Source organism: Clostridium simiarum, from assembly GCF_018919175.1.
GTDB classification, from domain to species: domain Bacteria; phylum Bacillota; class Clostridia; order Clostridiales; family Clostridiaceae; genus Clostridium_L; species Clostridium_L simiarum.
The window spans coordinates 1-20,116 of sequence record NZ_JAHLQL010000007.1; the positions used below are offsets into that span (position 1 = coordinate 1).

Genomic DNA, 20,116 nt, shown 5'->3' on the forward strand with positions numbered 1-20,116 from the left:
CCCCTAACCCCTAACCCCTAACCCCTAACCCCTAACCCCTAACCCCTAACCCCTAACCTATAACCTATAACCTTGGTAAGTATTTTTAAACCTTTGAGAGCACTGCCCCCTTTTAAGACAAAATTTCTGTTTATTTCATATGTTATGACTTTAAATATTATCTATGATAAAATAGGCAAAAAAAGAAATAGCCTTATAGCTATTTTTCTTATCTTAATATGTATATTCTTCTACTCTAGGTGCTTTCATCCTGCTAAATCATGTATATTATTTTGATTTAAGTATCTTCATTACCTTAAATTAAGAGCTTAGTTTTCTTATCTGTTCCATAAATAGACCTTTAATTAAGAGCCTAGATTTTCTTATATCTTCTATAAATAACCCTTAATTAAGACCCTAGGTCTTCTTATATCTTCTATAAATAAACCTTTATAGCTTTAACTGCTTTATATAATTTCGTGTAAGCCCTAATGATATCCCTTGGGGAAGGTTCAAATGCTAACCCATATCTCCTCTATGAAACAGCCTTCCCTAAAAATTTTATTTTGTATTTTCCACCATCTGCTCCAATACCCTTTTAAAAACCTCTAGGTCCTCTTGAGAAATATTTTCTGTAAATATTTTATTCATTATTTCTCCTTCACCTTCTACTTCACTCCAAAATTTTTTACCTTCTTCACTTAAAGTAAGATTATAAGATCTTCTATCCTCTGGATTTTTGAGCCTTTGAATGTAGTTGTCTCTCTCCATCCTATCCATAAGCCTAACCACAGAGGAAGGTTTTATGTTAAGTTTATCTGCTAACTCCATCTGAGTTAAAGTTTTATATTTATTTAAATAGTACATTGTAATCCACTGAACTCTAGTAATCCCTCTGTCTGACAATCTATTATTGAAGGCATCAGAAAGCTTTTTTGCTTGAACATTAGTTAAAAATCCAATACAACAATCCAAATCAAACATTAAATATCCCCCTAATTTATTTTACATAAATTATACATTTAAATTATTAAAAGGGCAAACGTAATGTGTTTGATGCTAAAATGTGTCTTTTACAAAATTGCAACTGTGGTAAAATGAATATAGTGATTTTAAAAATCAATTACAAAAAGAATTACTTTATTAAAACAGGTCAATAATTAAACTAAATATAAATTAAAATGAGGAATATAAATGTACAGAGAAAAAACCCTAAGTTTATTAAAAAATTATTTTGGCTACGAAAACTTTAAAAAAGGTCAAGGTGAGGCCATTAATAGCATAGCATCTGGTAATGATACCTTTGTAATTATGCCTACAGGTGGAGGTAAATCCTTATGTTACCAGATTCCAGCACTACTTTTAGATGGTGTAACTTTAGTAATATCTCCATTAATCTCCCTTATGAAGGATCAGGTTGATGGACTAAACAGTTTAGGCATAGGAGCCACCTTTATAAACAGCACCCTTAGTAAAGCTGAAGTTTCTGAAAGACTTATAGATATATCTAACGATAAATATAAATTAGTATACTTAGCTCCTGAAGGATTAGATAATATAAATTATTTATTTAGAAATATAGATATAAAAATTCCCTTAGTAGCAATAGACGAGGCTCACTGCGTATCAAAATGGGGTCATGATTTTAGACCTAGCTATAGAAAAATCAATGATTTTATAAATAATATTAACCCAAGACCTACAGTATTAGCCTGCACAGCTACTGCCACAGATTTAGTTCAAAAGGATATAATAAATCTACTAGCCCTAAATAGTCCTAATGTATTTTTTACAGGATTCAACAGGGAAAACCTAACCCTTAAAGTATTTAGGGGAGAAAATAAGGATAACTTTATTTTAGATTACATTGATAATAGGAAAGATGAAAGTGGAATAATCTATACCTCCACTAGAGCAGAGACAGAGCAGTTATCTAATTTATTAAACAAAAAGGGATATAAATCTGGAATATATCATGCTGGGTTAGATGAAAGCACAAGAGCCGAAATGCAAGAAAACTTTATGTATGATAATTTTAATATAATGGTTGCTACCAACGCTTTTGGCATGGGTATAGATAAATCCAATGTGCGTTATGTCATACATTACGCTATTCCAAAAAACTTAGAGGCCTACTACCAAGAAGCCGGGCGTGCTGGTCGTGATGGTGAGCCTAGTGAATGTGTTTTATTATTTAATAACAAAGATATTCAAACTCAAAAATATTTCATAGATAACTCGCCCATGGATGAATACAAAAAATCTCAGGATTATAATAACCTTAGAACCATGGTGGACTATTGTTACACACAAAAATGTCTTAGAAAATTTATATTAGAATACTTTGGAGAAAAAGAAACAGAAGACAGCTGTAATAACTGTAGTAACTGTATAAATGAAAATGAATTAAAGGAAATAACCACAGAGGCTCAAATGATTTTTTCCTGTGTATATAGAGCTGAAGAGCGTTACGGAGTTAATACCATTATAGATATTTTAAAGGGCTCTCAAAACCAAAAGATATTAAGACTAGGTTTAAATAAATTATCTACCTATAACTTAATGGTAAATTATGATCGAAAGTTTTTAGAGGAAGTAGTAAATAAACTCATTGCAGATGGATATCTATTAATGACTAGTGAGCAATACCCCCTATTAAAGTTAACCTCTAAAGCAAAAATAGCTCTAAAAAATAAAGAAAGCATATTTATTCAAATAAGAAAAGCTGAAAAAGTGAGAGAAGAAGATGAAACCCTATTTAATTTACTAAGAGCTCTAAGAAAATCTATGTCTCAAGAGCTAAATCTTCCACCTTATGTTATTTTCCCTGATTCCACTCTTAAGGAATTAAGCAGTAGATTGCCTTTAACAGAAACAGAGTTTTCAGAGATAAAAGGTGTAGGTAAAAACAAACTAGAAAAGTACGGAGATAGATTTTTAGAAGTAATAAAAAATTATGTTGGAGAAAATGGGATTATAAGAAATCCAGGCACTGCCTCATCAAAATCATCTGCTAAGGAAACTGTTATGGGTGAGAAGGTAAAAAGCTACTATGAAACCTATAATTTATACAAAGAAGGCATGACCTTAGAAGAAATAGCTAAGTCAAGAAATTTAACTTCCACCACTATACAAAAACATATTATGGACTGTGTCCTAGAAGGATTAGATGTAAATCTAGATGACTTCATACCCAAGCATAGTGAAGAAGCCATATTAGAAGCCATAAAAAAAGTAGGCGCTGAAAAGTTGAGACCTATAAAAGATATATTGCCAGAGGATATAGACTATATGGCAATAAAATCTGTTATCTGCAAGCACAACTTGATATAATATTTAATCACTGTATAACTTACTTTATCCAATTCTCACATACATTTAGCTTGTAGAAGATAATAGTATTTTTCATAAAATCAATAATTCTTTAAATGGTGTTTACTTAAAAATTTAAGTCCTACCCCTAAAGTTTAGAAAAAGTTTTCCTTGTATACTAGGGTATATTTGATATGGGATTAGAGACTACTTCTAATATTTAAAAAAAGTTCTCTGGTGTTGCTATACATCAGAGAAATAATAGGATAGAAACTAAAAGTTTCTATCCTATTATTTTATAGACTTATTTTACTGATTACCTATCCAAGTAAATTTGTAGTACCTAGGGATATTTAATTATTTATAATTACTATTTTTAATATCCAGTAGTTACTTTTTAATTAACAACAACTTTTGATCCTATAGGTATATTATCATATAGCCATTTAGACTCATCAACCTTTAACCTAATACACCCGTGAGAGGCTGGTTCACCTAGGGTAGTGTCTACCACATTTTTCTTTTCTTTATCAAAGGGTAAAGAATGAAAAAGATAATTTCCCTTAAATCCTACCCAGTACTTAGCTCCCTGCTCATATTTAGGAGTATAAAACCAATCCCCTTTATTTTTTACGGTAAATGATCCTTTAGGTGTCTCATTTCCTTTTACTCCAGTAGAACATAAAAACTCTTTAACTAAAGACCATTGATTTTTACTTCCCTTGTACACATAGGTTTTTTGATTATTTATACTCACAAAAACAAGATAATTAGTCCCACTTTCTATACCAAAAGTGTTTATGGTATCCTTTGAAAAAGCTCTCTGGTTTTTAAATACAGCTTGCGAGTCTTCGTTGTCTTTTGAAGTAATATATTTATTTTTTTCATCTTCATATTCTCTAATTTTATCTGATAATTCTTTATCCTCTTTAAGTAAATCTAAATTATCCTTAATTAAGGATATAGCTTTAGAGTAGTATTTACCACTTGCTAATTCATTAGCTTTAGTCAAAGTATCCTCTTTTATGGAAAGGTGGCATTTCTTTTCGTAATCTAAAGCCTCTAGATATTCAGGGAAAAATGGACTTACTTTATTAAAACTTTTCATAGCATCTGCGTAATCTTTATTATTAAATAACTCTACCCCTTTTTCAAACTCATTTTTTGAATTTGTTAATAAAGGGAGCGCTTCTTCTAACTCTTTAACCTTAGAATTATCTCTGTTATATCTCTCAATTTCTTTTAGTATATAAGCTACATGCTCTTCCGAAACCATATTGTTCTCATGATTAGTTTTTAATTCTTCAATAAAATCCGAAAAATATACATTCAAATCATTATTAATTTTAACTTTTTTTATAAGATTAAAACTTCCTTCATTTAAAATAATTGAATTAGCTTTTATATACTCCCCATTATCAAAACATTTCTTGAATTTTAACAAGTTGTTATTATAAAAATTTAAACAAAGAATACTGTATACTACAATAATTAAAATTAAAAATATAATAATTAAATTTTTCTTTTGAAAATATTTAACCATGTTTCCTCTCCTTTTGAATCGCTGTTTAAATTATTGCCATACTTATAAAAAAATAATCAATAAACATCGAAAAAGATGACTCCTGCTTAATACAGAAATCATCTTCCTAATTTGGTTCATTATTTTTTAAGTACAAAAGAATATGGTTTAATTCACAATTTACTTCTATTTTTTGTTAGATTAATAGAGCCATATATTGATGCTAAATATAAGATAGCAGATGTAATTGCACCTAGTTGACGTGTGTCTTTTGAAGAGAATAAAATATGTGTTACATTAATAAATATTATTCCTACTATAGTAAACAATAAAAATTTTTAATAAAATCATAATTTATCAAAATTTTAAATCTCCTTTATAATTTTGTAATTTAATAAAATCTATTTTAAAAGTATCTGTTTAGATAAATATATATGTTCCATTATATGCCCTATATTGCCTTCTCCAGCAAACCTTGAAGCATCAAAGAAATTCTGATTTAATCCTACCCACTCCAACTCATTCTCATCTCCATATACAGCAATCTCTTTATTTAAACGCCCAACATACACTTCAACCTTAATACCGTGTAAATAATATGTAAAATCCATTAAATGTGTTAATATAATATCATTTTTAGAAATACCCGTTTCCTCTTCCAATTCTCGATAAGCGGCACTCAGTCCATCTTCGCCATTTTCAATCTTTCCTCCCACTAAATTGTATAACCCTTTATAGGGATTCTTTCTTCTCTTGCACATGAGAATATGCTCTCTATTGCTGTGAAAAGCAGCAATCACATTAAATTCTATATTCATTTTCTCTCTCCTATTATATGAATAATCTTTAGTTCCTCTAAAATTACTGTTCCATCACAATATTTTTATCTCACCTATTTATTCATAATATAAAACCATTACCTCACAACATTTTTATCTCACCTATGATTCATAATATATAACCATTACCTCACAACCTCTTCACCTTTACATAATCTTCAGCCGAAATACTATAATTTCTTGTTATTAACACCGTTTACTCCCCGACCCTTTACTTAATAATAATATTACTTCCCAAGTTCTTCCCATTCTGATGCAAGAATTGCATACTCATAGGTATCTTGCCATATAGGCTCATCATTGCTATTAGTCTTAAAATATATGTTTTGACGTAGATGTCCCTCACGTCTCATGTTCAGTCTTTCAAGCAACTTCCAGGATGGTTCATTTTTTGCATTACACATTGCAATGATTCGTCGTGCCTTCCATTCTTTAAATGCATAATTTATAAGAGCTTTGGCACTTTCTGTGGCATAACCATTTTTCCAATAATCAGTGTTAAATAAATATCCTAATTCGTAAGTTTCATAATCCTGCTTTTCAAAATAAAGATTGCCGATTACCTTTCCAGATTCTTTTAAACATACTGCTATAAATGCTTCACTTTTTGCTCTGTAATAGGCTTCCTCTTTACTTTCTTCTTCTGAAAAGGGTTCATAAGGTTCAAAGCGAACTACCTTTTCATCGGATAAATATTCATGTATATCTTTCCAATCATCATAAGAAAACCTTCTTAATATTAATCTTTCTGTGTCTAAAATAGTCATCCTATATCCCCCCTAATTACTAACTTTAAATTATATTTCTTTTATTTTACTGTTCTTCATTTTAATTTTTATAGAGCACTTAATTTAAACTTTTTTAAAGATCTTATTAAAAACTTATTTTTTTAAATGTGCCTTTATCTATATTTAATTCAACATCAATATCTGCTTTTTCATAACCTATTAATTTTATACGATTAGTACCCTTTTTAATTGGTGCAGTTATAGTTGTTTTTCCCTCTACATTAGCTTTAGCTGTATTCTCTACAAGAGTGACCACTGTATTGTCAGGTGATATTAAAACAATCTTTGCCTTTCCACTTTTTACTGATAAGGTATATGGAATTTGTAAATCAAAATCCTCATCACTTTCATATGTCCAAATAGTTCCACTGCCACTTAACTTCAGCTTTCCCTTATATCTTTCCTCTTTTACTGTTTCTTCACTTTTATCTAATCCAAAACTATCAGATTCATTAGCTATTTTACTGTTATTATTGTAAACTTTATCCATAATGTTATTACCACATCCCATAAGTAAGCTAATTATCATAATTGTCATAGTTATTAATACCATTCTTTTTTTATAATTCATTTTCCTGCCCCCTTCATTTAATATGAAAAATGCTAAGTAACTAAATCGTCTTAAAGCTATAAATAGTAGCTGATTCCCCTATAACACGGTCTTAATATATTTATCAATATAATCAATATATGCCTTATATTGTAATTATACCCCTATTGGTTTTTAAGATAAATAAAAAGAGCCAAATAGAACTAGCTCCTTTGTAATATTATTCTAAATTTTAATTTTAGTCTGAGGTTCATCAAGAATATTATTCTAAATCTTAGTCTGAGGTTCATCAAGAATATTATTCTAAATCTTAGTCTGAGGCTCATAAAAAGTATTATTCTAAATTTTAATCTTAGTATAATGTTTATCAAAAGTTAATTAATCTATTTTTTTATTCTTTAGAGTTTTTTCATATAACTTCTTCTCTGCACCAATAATTCTCCTTATACTTTTATCTGAAAGATAATATTCCTCTGCCAAATCTAAAACTGTAGCACCATTATTATATCTACTATAAATTTCAGCATTTCTTCTCTTTAAACTCTCTCTTGCACCGCTTTTTTCTCCCCAAGACTTTTCTTCTCCATTTTTTATAGGTATATATAAATATTCACCATTCACATATTCTTGAATTATTTTTATTATTTCATCCGGTAGCACATTTTTCGCATTAATATATTTCATAGTCTTACTCCTCCAAAACTTATTTTGGTTTGAAGCAAAAACCATAAAAAAGCTGCCACAAAAACTATATTTGTGGCAGCTCTGATTCTATATTAAAGAAACAAATCTACAATCCCATTTTATTAAAACACATGATGCTTAAAAATAGGTACACTAAACCAAGCTCTTTATAATGCTTTTTTAAGGAAATTATAAAGGAGCCAAATGTAGCCATATCTTTCTAGCATCAGCTATTTTAATAAACAGTCTCCGCCCAAAGTATAGCCGACATTATTCTTATGGCCTTCGCACGGAGTAACTTGAGATCCTAATTCATGTTTATAAATCATAATAATTTTCCTTCCATATGACTTGTAATATAGATATTATAAAATATTTTCATGAAAACCTCAACCTATATATTTGATCTTTAACTTACCTTTTTCCTTTCAACTACCCTTGTTATCATCATAGCGCACACTGTGTTTCCTACAGAATTAAGTACAGTTGCAGGTGCATCTATAATAGTACTTATAACTGCCATTATAGGTAATGCTTCTGGTGGAAAACCATAAACACTTATAATTAGCATCTCCCCGATCATACCTCCTCCTGGGATAGCTCCCATTACAGCTCCAACTAAATAGGATGCAAGGACTATGCCAAGTATGGCTTTAAAGCTCATTATATCCTGTCCAAACAAGCCCATAAGAAATGTAATTTTTATTACCCCTCCCATAACAGAACCATCCTTGTGAATATTGGCTCCTAGTGGCACTACGGTTTCTGCTATGTCATCTGTAACTCCCATTTTCTTTGTATATTCTAAATTAGAAGGTATACATGCAGCACTAGAACAAGTGGCAAGTGCTGTTACAGAAGGTGATATGGCATTTTTCCAAAATATTTTAATGCCAGATTTTCCTCCTGCTATAAAGGCATATATAGTAAAAAATCCAAAGTAATAAATTAAAGAAAGAACCAAATAAAGAATAAAAGCTCTGATATATCCTTGAAGTATTTGAGAACCAAGCTGCCCAATAATAGAAGCAAAGTAAGCTCCTAATCCTATAGGTGCATAGTACATTACTATTTTCACCATGTTCATCATTACCTTAGATCCAGCCTCTAAAAAATTAATAAGAGGCCTCGCCTTATCTCCAGCCATTACTGTAGAAATACCAAAGATTATTGAAAATATAATAAGTTGAAGCATATTTCTTTTAGAAGCTAAAGCCATAAAGTCATTTACTGTAAAAGTATTTACAAGATGCTCTAATAATCCCTTTTGCTTTATTTGCTCTGCTTCACCTATTGATTGATCTATTAATGTCTTTATGGTGGATATCTCCACCCCTTTAGTAGGATTTATAACTAAGGCACCTATAACACTAATTACTGCAGCTATGAGAGCCGTAATAGTAAACACTAAAAATATACTTAGCATAATTTTGCCCAGTCTTTTAATGTTAGACATATTACTAATTGCTGAAGTAACACTAAAAAATACTAAGGGAACAATTATAGTAAACATTAAATTTAAAAATAAATCTCCTAATGGTTGAAGTACCACGGCTTTAGGTCCCATAACACTTCCTATAATTCCTCCCATAATTATAGAACCTAATAATATAATAGAGGATCTGTATGCTTTTAATAATTTCATATCAATTACCTCTTTAATCCTTCAAAGAATTCTCTAACAACCTCTTTATCATCAAAATGTATAGTTTCATCTCCAATTATTTGATAAGTTTCATGTCCCTTACCGGCTATAATAACTGCATCACCAGGTTTTGCTCTTCTAAGTCCCATAAAAATAGCCTCTCTTCTATTCTCAATCTTTTTATATTCACATTGGGTTTTTATCATACCTTCTTCTATATTGTTAATTATCGTCATAGGATTCTCTCTTCTAGGATTATCAGAGGTTATAATGCAAAAGTGAGATAAATTCCCTGCTATCTCCCCCATTATAGGTCTCTTAGTTTTATCTCTGTCTCCTCCACATCCGAATATAGTTATTATATTTCCTTTTGAGATTTCCCTTAAAGAGGTTAAAATATTTTCAAGACTATCTGGGCTATGAGCATAATCTACAACTGCCAAGATACCTTCATTATTTTGTACCCCTTCAAATCTACCTGGTACCCCATGAATCCCTTGAAGGGCAAGTATTATTTCATCTAAATTAAGTCCTGATAAATAGCAGGCACTAATTGCTGCTAGTGCATTATACACACTAAATTTTCCTGGAACATTAAGAACTATATTTTTTATAAGCCCTTTATAGTTCAGAGAAAAATTAACTCCTGTAGCGGAATATTTTATATCAAAAGCCCTAAAATCCGCTTCCTTATCTATGCCATAGGTTACAATATCACAAGTTGCGTTTTCCTTTATTTCTTCTGCAATTGAATCATCTGCATTAATAATTCCTTTTTTACACATTTTAAATAATTTCATCTTTGCCTTTTTATAATTTTCCATGGTTCCATGCTCTTCAAGGTGATCCTGAGTAAAATTAGTAAACACACCAATATTGAAATCACATTTATATACCCTCTCTCCTCCAAGGGCTGATGATGTCACCTCCATAGCTACATGCTCTACACCTTCTTTTAGCATTTCATAAAAGGATTCTTGAAGCTCAATGGAATCTGGAGTTGTAGGATTAAGTTTTTCTACTGTGAGCTTCTTTCCCCCTATACTATTTTCAACGGTACCTATGATTCCTGACTTCCTGCCTAAACCATTAAAAATCTTTGAAATAAAATAGGTTACAGAGGTTTTTCCATTGGTTCCTGTAACTCCAATAAGATTAAAATTTTTAGAAGGCTCACCATAATACTTATTTGCAATAATGGCCATTGCCTTTTTGGAGTTTTTAACCTTTATTATTGTAATATCTTTAGGGATATCCTCCACTTCATTTTCTACAATAAGAGCTATAGCTCCCTTTTTTATTGCCTCTTTTATAAAAACATGTCTATCAACATTTTTATTTTTCACAGCTATAAATAGGGATTCTTCCTTAATTCTTCTTGAATCCCAGCATAGATTTTTAATATCTTTATCTGTACTTCCTTGAATAATTTCATAAGATAATTCATTTAAAAGTTCATATAGTTTCATTTACTTCACTCCTTTTAGTAGTTAATATTATTATATCTATAATTTTTACAATGTTTATAGCTAAAACTGCTTTAAATATTGCAAAAACTGCTATAATGTAAATGTAGTAAAATTATGGCTTGAACTACTTCACATGTATCCATAGGATAAAACAAGTAAAATCATAGATTTAGCTTATAATTTACAACCTATTAAGTAATTCAGAGCCTCAGGTAGAGTTTGATTAAGATTAATATCTTACTCCGCTGGATGTTAAAAGAACTTATCTAGGGTTATTCTGTCTCTTATGTCAATCTTATAAAAGATGAAGTGATAGAGCTGTTAGACCTTGGATAAAAGGAGTTGATAAAATGAAACATAAGGAAGAAATTCTAAATATCAAGCGAGGATATCTCCATGGTGACTTTGAATTTTTCCATTTAAAAGATAAAAAGGTTATGGATTTTGAATCACACTATCATGAATTTAATAAAATAGTTGTATTTATATCTGGAGCTGTAACTTATTTTATAGAAGGGAAATCCTATAAACTTAAACCTTGGGATCTACTTTTTATAAGTAGTAATGAAGTTCACAGGCCTGTAATAAGTGCCAAAGAACCTTATGAAAGGATAGTTTTATGGGTAAACTCTAGATTTCTTGAGATGCATAATAGTAGTAACAGCAACTTGCTTAGCTGCTTTGAGCTGTCTTCTAAAGAAAAACTTAATCTTCTTCGTTTAAATGCTGAAAATATTAAAATCATAAAAAACACTTTATTTTCTCTTGAAAATGCAATTAATAGTAAAGATTTTGGAAGTTCTATACTTAAAAATGCCTTATTTATTGAACTTATGGTTTATCTTAATAGGCTTTTTCTTACAAGAGATATTAATGAAAATGAAATAGATGTAGAATATGATCATACTATAGAAGCTATCTTAGGTTATATAAATGAAAATCTTACTGAAGATTTATCTATAGAAAGTATATCTTCAAGGTTCTATATAAACAAGTATTATCTAATGCACAAATTTAAGGATCAAACGGGCTATACACTTCATAGCTATATACAGCAAAAGAGGCTAATTTCCGCCATAGCTCTTATAAAAAAAGGGCTATCTATAACAGAGGTTTCTATAGAATGCGGTTTTAAAGATTATTCTAGCTTTGTACGCGCCTTCAAAAAAAGCTTCGGTCTATCTCCTAAAAAGTACTATAAAACCATATTGGAGCTAGAAAATTCCTATAATATTCATAAACATAGCTAAGAACTCGTATTATATTAATGGCTATATTCATAGTATTTATAAAAGATTAATATTTGGAAGGTGTATATATGTCATCAGACCATAAGAGTGTAAAAGGTCCATACCATAATTTCGACATAAACTTGCTGGATTGCGAATTTTTAGGCAGGGGGAATAATGGGATAGTATACTTACTACCAGATGGAAATGTTATTAAGATTTGTTTTGAGCATAAAAGCTTTGAACGTGAGTATGCTATCTTAGAGGCGGTAAATGGTAATAAATATTTTCCAAGACTCTATGAGGTTGGCGGGAATTACATGATAAGAGAATGTGTGCCTGGTGAGTCTTTAAGTCACTACATAGCCAAAAATGGGCTAGATGAAGAACTTTCATTAAAGATTATAGAACTTTTAAAAGAATTTATATCTCTTAATTTTACAAAAATCGATATACGCTGTAAAGATATTTTCGTGCAACCAAATGGCATATTAAAGGTTATTGATCCTAAGAAATTTTACACTAAAGAAAGATCCTTTCCAAGGCATCTCTCAAAGGGTCTATACAAATTAGGAGTATTGGATACTTTCCTTCAGGCTCTAAAGGATAACGAACCTAAGTTTTATAAAAGTTGGTATCCTGAAATAGATAAATATATAAAAGAAACATATGAGAGCTAAGTAAATAATACAAAATTTTTTCATGCTTCAAGTAAAAAATTTCTCCATGTTCAAAAGTAAGCTTTAACTAAGATTGTGGCAAATGGATTCCACCAAAAATTAATGAGATTAGATAAAAAAGACATGAAATTTACAAAGGTAAAAAAATACAAAATTTATACAAATTAAAAAATATCCCCTATATAATAGACACTTTAAAAATGGTCTATTCTATAGGGAATATTTTAAAGTAACCTTAAATTCTATATCTTTAATGCTCTAATCCAGAGACTATTTCATTATAGCTTCTTATTCCATACTCTCTTCCTGAGTCTGTTAGTTTTATAATGTCATTTTCTATATAGATTTTTCCTTCTTCTTTAAGTTTTTCTACTATGGAATTTAAAAATTTATCCTCCCAATGAAGATGATTATGAATAGTACTTAATCCACACTCTAGCTCCTCATTATAAGTGCCTTCATGATTATATATATGAAAAACCATAGACTTTTCTGCAAAATCTACCTTTTGGAAGTTACGTCTTCTTATAGTTGTTAAAAGCCCTCTCTTAGGAGCAAATACAAATACTATTAAAAATGCTATTCCTGTCATAAGTGCCATGGAACCAGCTATTGAAACATCTAAAAATGCTGCAAACTGATAGCCTGTTATAGCATTTATTGCTCCTATTAAGGCACTTAAAATAATCATGGATTTTAGGTCATCTGTAAGTAGATACGCTGTTACTGGTGGTCCTATCATAAAGGCAATTACCAAAATAGAACCTACAGATTCAAATGCTCCAACAGCAGTTATTGAGACAATAGTCATTAAGCTATAGTGTATAAGAGCAGGTGCAAAGCCTAAAACCGCTGCTAAGGCTGGATCAAAGGTTACTATCTTAAGTTCTTTAAAGAATACTATTATGAATAATAAATTTATAATAAGTATTGCCCCCATAGAATAAATAGCCTTAGCTCCTATATCTATTCCAAATGCCTTCATACGATTAAAAGGGGCAAATGCCAACTCTCCTAATAGTACGGAGTCAGTATCTAAGTGCACTGAACCTGCATATTTTGAAATTATTATTATTGCTATACTAAAAAGCAGTGGGAACACAATTCCTATAGCAGAATCCTCTGAAACTAATTTAGTGCTATTAAGCATTTCAGTTAAAAATACAGTTAACACTCCCACCACAGCTGCCCCTACTATTAAAAGAGGCGATGATAAATTCTGTGTCATAAAAAATGCAATTACAATTCCAAGCAAGATAGTATGGGTTATTGCATCAGACATCATAGACATCTTTCTTAAAACTAAAAACACTCCTGGAAGTGAGCAAGCTACCGCTACTATTACTGCTATAATTTGAATTTCTAATTGTGGAGACATTTATACCCCCTCCTTCCTAGTATAGTCTTCTAAAGATATTATATCTTTTTTACCATTATTTCTTTTATTAAAGTAACTTTTTATTTCCTTCTTATTTTTGTAATTTCTAAAGACCTTCCACAATAAGCCTCTATTAGGTGCAAAAATCAAACTAAAAATTACAATTATACTTATAACTATTACTATCATAGGCCCTGTAGGTAGCTTAGATACTACTGAACTTAGAACTGTTCCAATAATACCTGATACAGCCCCAAATACTGATGAAAGGATCACCATAAGAGAAAGTTTATCTGTCCACTGACGAGCGGCCACCGCTGGTGCTATAAGCATCGCACTCATTAGTATAACCCCTACAGTTTGAAGCCCTACAATAATGGCTGTTACTATCATAATTGATAACAATAAGTTTACCTTTTTTACGGAAAATCCAAGACTTTCAGCAAATTCGGAGTCAAAGGACACCATTTTAAACTCTTTCCAGAAAATTATAACTAAACTTATTAATATAATTCCTAAAATCCCCATTATCCAAACATCTCTTTTAAGAAGAGTGGAGGCCTGCCCAAATATAAACTTATCCAGCCCAGCCTGGTTTGCGTTAGGAATCTTTTGAATATGGGTTAAAAGGACAATTCCTCCTCCAAAAAAAACTGATAATATAAGTGCCAGTGCACTATCAAATTTAACTCTTGAGTATTTAACTATAGAAAGAATTAAAAAGGTAGATAAAAGTCCAGATATTAGCGCTCCTAAAAGTAAAACTTCTGTTTTCTTACTTTGAGTTATTAAAAATGCTAATGCAATACCTGGTAGAGCAGAGTGGGAAACCGCATCCCCTAAAAGGCTCTCTTTTCTAATAACTGCAAAGCTTCCAAGAACTCCACTTATTATTCCTAAAATTGCAGCGCCTAGAGCTACTATCTGCAAAGTATAATCTGTTAAAATAAGCTTTACCACATTCAAATTCCTCACCTACCTTTTCAAAATTTGTCCTGTACTTTTATAAGCTTTATTTAGATTTTCTTCTGTAAAGACCTCACTTACAGGACCACTAGCTATAACTTGAGTATTTAATAAAGTTACCCAATCAAAATACTCTGGAACAGTTTGAAGATCGTGATGAACAACTATTACAGTTTTGCCTCTTTCTCTTAATTCCTTTAAAAGAGAAATTATAGCCTTTTCTGTTTTAGCATCTACTCCTTGAAAGGGTTCGTCCATAAAGTATATATCCGCCTCTTGAACCAAGGCTCTTGCAAGGAATACCCTTTGCTGCTGCCCACCAGATAATTGACTTATTTGTCTATTTGCAAAATCCTTCATGCCTACTTTTTCTAAAGCCTCCATAGCTTTAGCTTTATCCTCTGATGAAGGCCTTTTTATCCATCCTAACATTCCATAGCGTCCCATAAGAACTACATCTAATACGCTAGTTGGAAAATCCCAATCTACACTTCCACTTTGAGGCACATAACCTATATGACGTCTTTGCTCTTTATAAGACTGTCCATTAAATAAGACTTTTCCTGAAATAGGCTTTATTAAATTTAGCATAGCCTTAATTAATGTGGACTTTCCCGCTCCATTAGGTCCTACTACTGCCATTAAAACAGCCTTTGGGATTTTAAGATCCACATCCCATAAAACTGGCTTAACTTGATAAGCTACTGTCATATCTTCAACTTCTATTATATAATCCTGTTTATTTTCCATGTTAAATTCCTCCTAACCCTACTGTGGTTATTTTAAAGCATTAACAATTGTATCAATGTTACTTTTAAATGTTCCTATATAGGTTTCTGCCTCTGTACCTGCATCTCCAATTGAATCTGAATAAAGCTCTCCTCCAATTTTCACATCAAAACCTTTAGCTTTTACTGCTTCTTGAAGCGCTTCAATATTTTTTTTAGGTACTGAAGATTCAATAAATACTGCCTTAATTTCACGATCTACAATGAAGTTTGCAAGTTCACGAACATCAGCAGTACCAGCTTCAGAGGCTGTACTTATTCCCTGCAGCCCTTTAACTTCAAATCCATAGGCTTTTCCAAAATAATTAAATGCATCATGTGCAGTTATAAGTACTCTGCTCTTTTCAGGTAATTCTGCTGTTTTTTGCATTATATATTCATTAAGTTTATCTAACTCTGCCAAATAAGCTTTTAAATTTTTATCAAATTCATCAGCATGATCTTTGTCCAAATTTTTTAGACCTTTTGTAAGCTCTACCGCTGCATCTTTCCAAATGTTCACATCAAACCAAATATGAGGATCATAGGCATTAGCACTGTCTTCTGATTTCATTAAAGCTTCTTTATTTACTCCATCAGCCACAGATACAATTAACTTTCCACTACCTGTTAAATTCTCAAATACCTCTCCCATTTTCCCTTCCAAATGAAGGCCATTATAAACTACCATATCAGCCTTTTGCATTAATGTAACATCTCCAGCACTAGCCTTATATAAATGTGGATCTACTCCAGGTCCCATTAATCCCTTAACTTCTACATAATCCCCACCTATATGCTTTGCAACATCAGCAAGCATTGTAGTAGTAGTAACTACCTTAAATTTTTCACCCTTGTTAGAATTTACGCTCTTATCCTTTGGTGAACCACAACCTGCAATAAAAATTGTTGTAATAACTAAAATAAGTACAAAACTTATATATTTTTTCATTAAAAATTCCTCCTTTAATCCACAAAAATATTCTTTGCAGCCTCTCGCCCTATAATTATATTTTTTCCATTATTCCTTAAAGTAATAGGCCCATTATAAGGCGCTAGATCTATAACCGTAATTTCCGCTCCTATACTTAACCCTAAATTAAATATATATTTCAAAAGTTCTTTTTCATCCACCACACGACGTATAGTGGTACTCTCTCCAACAGATATTGAATCTAATGTTCTATGTTTAGAGACACCTATTTCATCTCGCATAATAGGACCACCATGAGGACAAGTCTTTGGGTAATTAAGATACTTATCAAGACGTTTTTCTAACTCCAAGCTAGTTACATGTTCAAGTTTTTCCGCTTCATCATGAACCTCATCCCAGCTATATCCAAGATGTTCCACAAGAAAAACCTCCCATAACCGATGCCTTCTTAGTATTTTTACAGCTTCTTCTATACCGTATTCCGTAAGCTTTATTCCTCTATAAGGCGTGTATTCAAGATATCCTTCTTCTAAAAGTTTTTTAATCATTTCGCTAACAGATGGAGCAGAAACTCCTAAAACATTAGCTATATCTTTATTATTAACCTGAGTAAGATGGCCTCCAAGCTCATAAATTACCTTTAAATAATCCTCTTTATTTCTAGTCATAACTTCCTCCAAACATCATACAAAATTAATTTAGGTATGCCTAACTTATATTCATAATATCACCTAAACACAAAAATGTGAATACTAACTGATAATAATTATCATTATTAATAGATTGTTAATAAATTTTAATCCTACAAGTCTCATCCTAATAGTTTTTTAAAAGCAACCCATCTTGATAGCTTCAGCTGAGCACTGGAATAGTATTTAAAAAGTAAGGACTTCACACAAGATTATAAATTTTGGTTCTCCTTTTAAAAGACTCATACAACATCACAAATCTTGGTTCCCTACTTAAGGCACTATCACCAAGTCATAGGTTGAGGATATCGGTTTAGGAAATTCCTCTTAATAGCCTCATATGAATATTAAAAGAGTAGCACTTCACAAAACATGATAAGTTTTGCTAATTACTTAAGCCACTATCACCAATTCATAGATTGATGGTATCTGTTCATGAAATTCCTCTTAATAATCTGAGATGAGTAGTCAAAAATACTTGAAGAGTGCTGGAAGAGTATTAGAAGAGTAAGCAATTCAATCAGCAGAGTAGATTTGTGTATCTGCTTAGATTAGAGTAAAGAAAGGTTACAGCTCTAGATAAAGATTTCTAAGGTTCACAAGAGCCAAAACTCCACTTTAAGTCAAGAACCCCCCTTATTAGAATTAACTGCAAAATCATAGAAGATTTTAAAGTTTCACTGTGTTTACGTAGAATTATTACAATCCATATTTTTAATGAAGTTGTTATGATTAATCCAAGATTCTTATTCTAGTATATCTATGCACAAAATATGAGAAAAGAAATCCTATATAGTTAAATAGAAAAATATTTCACAAATATAAAACAATCCACAGTCTTGCTAATTTTATAGCTTTAGCTGTGGATTGTTTTTATTTTTATGTTAATAATCTAAAAAATACATTTTAATCAAAACTTTTTTTATCCCGTGACTACCCGATCTAATACTCCCTTCTTCTTCAAGGTGGGGGTAAATATAAAGAGCGGTTACATCTTTGAATAAGGATTTCTAGGTTCAAAATGTGGCAAAGCTATTTATTAACCCAATGACTCTGTTTATTTGAAATTATTTTTTAACTATCTTATTAATTATAGTATCTTCAATTAATTCGCTTTTGCTAAATCCCTTTCGAAAGAAACGAATCTGCTTATACTTAATTCCATTCATCTCAAAATCTAATACATCTATTCTATCACCTTTGTAAATAATGGGTTCCTTTTTACCTTTTAAAAAAACCTGTACTTCCATTTATTCATCCCCTTTTTGTCTGTTTTAGGACAGGACTATCACTCTAGCGTAGCCATCCTAATATTCTGAATAACCAAGCCTAAATTTCAAATGAAATTTAAAATTCAGCTCAAACCAGAAATTCTGTCTACTTTATATTATATTATTAAGTTAGAAAAATACACAATTCTAAATAAAAGTTTTAGTATCAAAGATAAATATTAAGGTATTGGTTAGTAAAAATTATGAGCATTTTTCGACATTTCTCATATTATATAGAAGAAAGGTAGAATATAGCCTTTCTAAATTTATAAAGAGGTGAATGGTTTGGATAATTGCGTAAACTCAAATAATAAAAGATGCATGCCAACACAAACTCACGTACACGAATTTGAGCAAAGCACTAAATTAGCTGAAACTGGAGACGATAGACATAATCATCGTCTTGCAGGCGTTACTAGTGAAGTCATTCCAATAGGAAATGGTAGACACGTTCATGCTATATTATCTAATACAGATTTTCTTGATCATCACCATGAGATAGGTGTAACAACTGGTCCTGATATCCCTATCCCTGGTACTAATAAGCATGTTCACGTTGTAAATGGCGTAACTACTATTGACGATGGTCACTTCCATCAGTTCCAATTTACTACTCAAATAAATAGTCCACTTGTTTAAACTAAATATTAATATATCAAGGGAAGGCATATTGCCTTCCCTTTTTGGGAAATACACCCCCGGGGGTGTATTTCCCGATGTATTTCCAAATATAAAGACTTATCCACAGAAAAGTGACCTTATCAACAGGTTGTCCACAGTTACATTCACATATTATTCACACCCTGTTTACTGTATATAAACAATGTGATAATTATCCAAAATGTTATGGCAAAATATTCTTTGTTAAAAAGGCTTATTTTAAAATAGCTTGATAACCTTTTGGGAACACTAGTTATGAGGTGGTGTTTATGTTTAAAAAAATAGCTATTGTTTTATTTAGTTTACTTTTATTTTCTATGAAGGTTTCAGCTGCAGAAAGTATACATGTTGAAATCTTTCATATAAATCAAGAATCCGTTGTAAAAAGAACTCCCCTAACTTCCAAAATACAAAGAGAAGCCGAAAATTATATTAAAGGAATAACAGGAGTATATGCCAAATTTAATCCCATTCCTAATAGTGGCTATATGATTAAAATTCCTTTTGAAACACCTGCAATGATAAAGAATCAATGGATAAATGCCTTTGTAGATGAAATTATTGTTATCTTTCCAGAGCAGGAAGACCCTTACCTATTGGTTTTTGATAATAAGGATAGAACTATATTTTTAAGTTTTAAAGGTAATACAGACTTGTTATTAAAGCATTTAAAATTCAAGCTAAATACTAGCTAAAATATTTAAAGTCCTTAAAATCTTTATTTCCCATCTTTAATGTTAACTACTCTACCCAT

At 30.9% G+C, this 20,116-nt stretch carries 19 protein-coding genes; 5 read left to right on the forward strand and 14 right to left on the reverse strand.

Going from position 1 to position 20,116, the window contains the following annotated elements:
* Positions 1 to 540: 540 nt before the first annotated feature.
* A complete protein-coding gene (locus KQI89_RS15225) occupies positions 541 to 963 on the reverse strand; it encodes a MarR family winged helix-turn-helix transcriptional regulator (RefSeq protein ID WP_032122957.1) in 423 nt (140 codons plus the stop codon).
* A gap of 210 nt (positions 964 to 1,173) precedes the next feature.
* Between KQI89_RS15225 and recQ the strand changes: the two genes are divergently transcribed.
* Entirely contained in the window at positions 1,174 to 3,312 is a 2,139-nt protein-coding gene (gene recQ / locus KQI89_RS15230; protein ID WP_216457794.1) for a DNA helicase RecQ, read from the forward strand.
* A 376-nt stretch (positions 3,313 to 3,688) separates the two neighbouring features.
* On the opposite strand, the gene KQI89_RS15235 is transcribed toward recQ, so the two are convergent.
* The 7 genes from KQI89_RS15235 to KQI89_RS15265 form a co-directional block, all read right to left on the reverse strand.
* Complete coding sequence (locus KQI89_RS15235; RefSeq protein ID WP_216457795.1) at positions 3,689 to 4,834, reverse strand: L,D-transpeptidase; 1,146 nt, start codon at positions 4,832 to 4,834, stop codon at positions 3,689 to 3,691.
* 380 nt (positions 4,835 to 5,214) lie between these two features.
* Complete coding sequence (locus tag KQI89_RS15240) at positions 5,215 to 5,631, reverse strand: NUDIX hydrolase (RefSeq protein WP_216457796.1); 417 nt, start codon at positions 5,629 to 5,631, stop codon at positions 5,215 to 5,217.
* Positions 5,632 to 5,879: 248 nt separating this feature from the next.
* A complete protein-coding gene (locus tag KQI89_RS15245) occupies positions 5,880 to 6,419 on the reverse strand; it encodes a GNAT family N-acetyltransferase (protein WP_216457797.1) in 540 nt (179 codons plus the stop codon).
* Between the two features lie 106 nt (positions 6,420 to 6,525).
* Positions 6,526 to 7,011 (reverse strand): 50S ribosomal protein L7ae, encoded by a 486-nt coding sequence (locus KQI89_RS15250; RefSeq protein WP_216457798.1) that lies wholly within the window; start codon positions 7,009 to 7,011, stop codon positions 6,526 to 6,528.
* A 357-nt stretch (positions 7,012 to 7,368) separates the two neighbouring features.
* Positions 7,369 to 7,674 (reverse strand): CD3324 family protein, encoded by a 306-nt coding sequence (locus tag KQI89_RS15255; protein WP_216457799.1) that lies wholly within the window; start codon positions 7,672 to 7,674, stop codon positions 7,369 to 7,371.
* Positions 7,675 to 8,083: 409 nt separating this feature from the next.
* The gene (locus tag KQI89_RS15260; RefSeq protein WP_216457800.1) at positions 8,084 to 9,319 is read right to left on the reverse strand and encodes a dicarboxylate/amino acid:cation symporter; all 1,236 of its coding nucleotides are present in this window, start codon (positions 9,317 to 9,319) and stop codon (positions 8,084 to 8,086) included.
* Positions 9,320 to 9,324: 5 nt separating this feature from the next.
* Complete coding sequence (locus KQI89_RS15265; protein ID WP_216457801.1) at positions 9,325 to 10,788, reverse strand: UDP-N-acetylmuramoyl-L-alanyl-D-glutamate--2,6-diaminopimelate ligase; 1,464 nt, start codon at positions 10,786 to 10,788, stop codon at positions 9,325 to 9,327.
* Positions 10,789 to 11,138: 350 nt separating this feature from the next.
* Here KQI89_RS15265 and KQI89_RS15270 point away from each other — a divergent pair, with 350 nt between their 5' ends.
* Positions 11,139 to 12,038: an AraC family transcriptional regulator gene (locus KQI89_RS15270; RefSeq protein WP_216457802.1), complete on the forward strand. Its 900-nt coding sequence runs from the start codon at positions 11,139 to 11,141 to the stop codon at positions 12,036 to 12,038.
* Positions 12,039 to 12,106: 68 nt separating this feature from the next.
* Positions 12,107 to 12,697: a serine/threonine-protein kinase gene (locus KQI89_RS15275; RefSeq protein WP_216457803.1), complete on the forward strand. Its 591-nt coding sequence runs from the start codon at positions 12,107 to 12,109 to the stop codon at positions 12,695 to 12,697.
* A 250-nt stretch (positions 12,698 to 12,947) separates the two neighbouring features.
* Here the strand turns inward: KQI89_RS15275 and KQI89_RS15280 are convergent, their stop codons facing one another.
* The 6 genes from KQI89_RS15280 to KQI89_RS15305 form a co-directional block, all read right to left on the reverse strand.
* On the reverse strand, positions 12,948 to 14,075 hold the full coding sequence (locus KQI89_RS15280) for a metal ABC transporter permease (RefSeq protein ID WP_216457804.1): 1,128 nt from the start codon (positions 14,073 to 14,075) through the stop codon (positions 12,948 to 12,950).
* Positions 14,076 to 15,041 (reverse strand): metal ABC transporter permease, encoded by a 966-nt coding sequence (locus KQI89_RS15285; protein ID WP_216457805.1) that lies wholly within the window; start codon positions 15,039 to 15,041, stop codon positions 14,076 to 14,078.
* Positions 15,042 to 15,050: 9 nt separating this feature from the next.
* Complete coding sequence (locus tag KQI89_RS15290) at positions 15,051 to 15,791, reverse strand: metal ABC transporter ATP-binding protein (protein ID WP_216457806.1); 741 nt, start codon at positions 15,789 to 15,791, stop codon at positions 15,051 to 15,053.
* Between the two features lie 27 nt (positions 15,792 to 15,818).
* Positions 15,819 to 16,760 (reverse strand): metal ABC transporter solute-binding protein, Zn/Mn family, encoded by a 942-nt coding sequence (locus KQI89_RS15295; RefSeq protein ID WP_216457807.1) that lies wholly within the window; start codon positions 16,758 to 16,760, stop codon positions 15,819 to 15,821.
* Positions 16,761 to 16,774: 14 nt separating this feature from the next.
* Positions 16,775 to 17,410: a metal-dependent transcriptional regulator gene (locus KQI89_RS15300; RefSeq protein WP_216457808.1), complete on the reverse strand. Its 636-nt coding sequence runs from the start codon at positions 17,408 to 17,410 to the stop codon at positions 16,775 to 16,777.
* Positions 17,411 to 18,498: 1,088 nt separating this feature from the next.
* Positions 18,499 to 18,681 carry a hypothetical protein gene (locus KQI89_RS15305; protein ID WP_216457809.1) on the reverse strand — a complete coding sequence of 61 codons (183 nt, stop codon included), beginning with the start codon at positions 18,679 to 18,681 and terminating at the stop codon, positions 18,499 to 18,501.
* 342 nt (positions 18,682 to 19,023) lie between these two features.
* Here KQI89_RS15305 and KQI89_RS15310 point away from each other — a divergent pair, with 342 nt between their 5' ends.
* Positions 19,024 to 19,341: a YmaF family protein gene (locus KQI89_RS15310; RefSeq protein WP_216457919.1), complete on the forward strand. Its 318-nt coding sequence runs from the start codon at positions 19,024 to 19,026 to the stop codon at positions 19,339 to 19,341.
* Positions 19,342 to 19,631: 290 nt separating this feature from the next.
* Positions 19,632 to 20,057 carry a hypothetical protein gene (locus tag KQI89_RS15315; RefSeq protein ID WP_216457810.1) on the forward strand — a complete coding sequence of 142 codons (426 nt, stop codon included), beginning with the start codon at positions 19,632 to 19,634 and terminating at the stop codon, positions 20,055 to 20,057.
* Positions 20,058 to 20,116 lie beyond the last annotated feature (59 nt).

Bases quoted from the DNA above. Each gene is read 5' to 3' on its own strand.
- KQI89_RS15260 (WP_216457800.1), bottom strand. From the start codon at position 9,319: ATGAAATTATTAAAAGCATACAGATCCTCTATTATATTATTAGGTTCT.
- KQI89_RS15250 (WP_216457798.1), bottom strand. From the start codon at position 7,011: ATGAATTATAAAAAAAGAATGGTATTAATAACTATGACAATTATGATA.
- KQI89_RS15275 (WP_216457803.1), top strand. From the start codon at position 12,107: ATGTCATCAGACCATAAGAGTGTAAAAGGTCCATACCATAATTTCGAC.
- KQI89_RS15280 (WP_216457804.1), bottom strand. From the start codon at position 14,075: ATGTCTCCACAATTAGAAATTCAAATTATAGCAGTAATAGTAGCGGTA.
- KQI89_RS15305 (WP_216457809.1), bottom strand. From the start codon at position 18,681: ATGGAAGTACAGGTTTTTTTAAAAGGTAAAAAGGAACCCATTATTTAC.
- KQI89_RS15265 (WP_216457801.1), bottom strand. From the start codon at position 10,788: ATGAAACTATATGAACTTTTAAATGAATTATCTTATGAAATTATTCAA.
- KQI89_RS15315 (WP_216457810.1), top strand. From the start codon at position 19,632: ATGTTTAAAAAAATAGCTATTGTTTTATTTAGTTTACTTTTATTTTCT.
- KQI89_RS15255 (WP_216457799.1), bottom strand. From the start codon at position 7,674: ATGAAATATATTAATGCGAAAAATGTGCTACCGGATGAAATAATAAAA.
- KQI89_RS15290 (WP_216457806.1), bottom strand. From the start codon at position 15,791: ATGGAAAATAAACAGGATTATATAATAGAAGTTGAAGATATGACAGTA.
- KQI89_RS15245 (WP_216457797.1), bottom strand. From the start codon at position 6,419: ATGACTATTTTAGACACAGAAAGATTAATATTAAGAAGGTTTTCTTAT.
- KQI89_RS15300 (WP_216457808.1), bottom strand. From the start codon at position 17,410: ATGACTAGAAATAAAGAGGATTATTTAAAGGTAATTTATGAGCTTGGA.
- KQI89_RS15235 (WP_216457795.1), bottom strand. From the start codon at position 4,834: ATGGTTAAATATTTTCAAAAGAAAAATTTAATTATTATATTTTTAATT.
- KQI89_RS15295 (WP_216457807.1), bottom strand. From the start codon at position 16,760: ATGAAAAAATATATAAGTTTTGTACTTATTTTAGTTATTACAACAATT.
- recQ (WP_216457794.1), top strand. From the start codon at position 1,174: ATGTACAGAGAAAAAACCCTAAGTTTATTAAAAAATTATTTTGGCTAC.
- KQI89_RS15225 (WP_032122957.1), bottom strand. From the start codon at position 963: ATGTTTGATTTGGATTGTTGTATTGGATTTTTAACTAATGTTCAAGCA.
- KQI89_RS15270 (WP_216457802.1), top strand. From the start codon at position 11,139: ATGAAACATAAGGAAGAAATTCTAAATATCAAGCGAGGATATCTCCAT.
- KQI89_RS15240 (WP_216457796.1), bottom strand. From the start codon at position 5,631: ATGAATATAGAATTTAATGTGATTGCTGCTTTTCACAGCAATAGAGAG.
- KQI89_RS15310 (WP_216457919.1), top strand. From the start codon at position 19,024: ATGCCAACACAAACTCACGTACACGAATTTGAGCAAAGCACTAAATTA.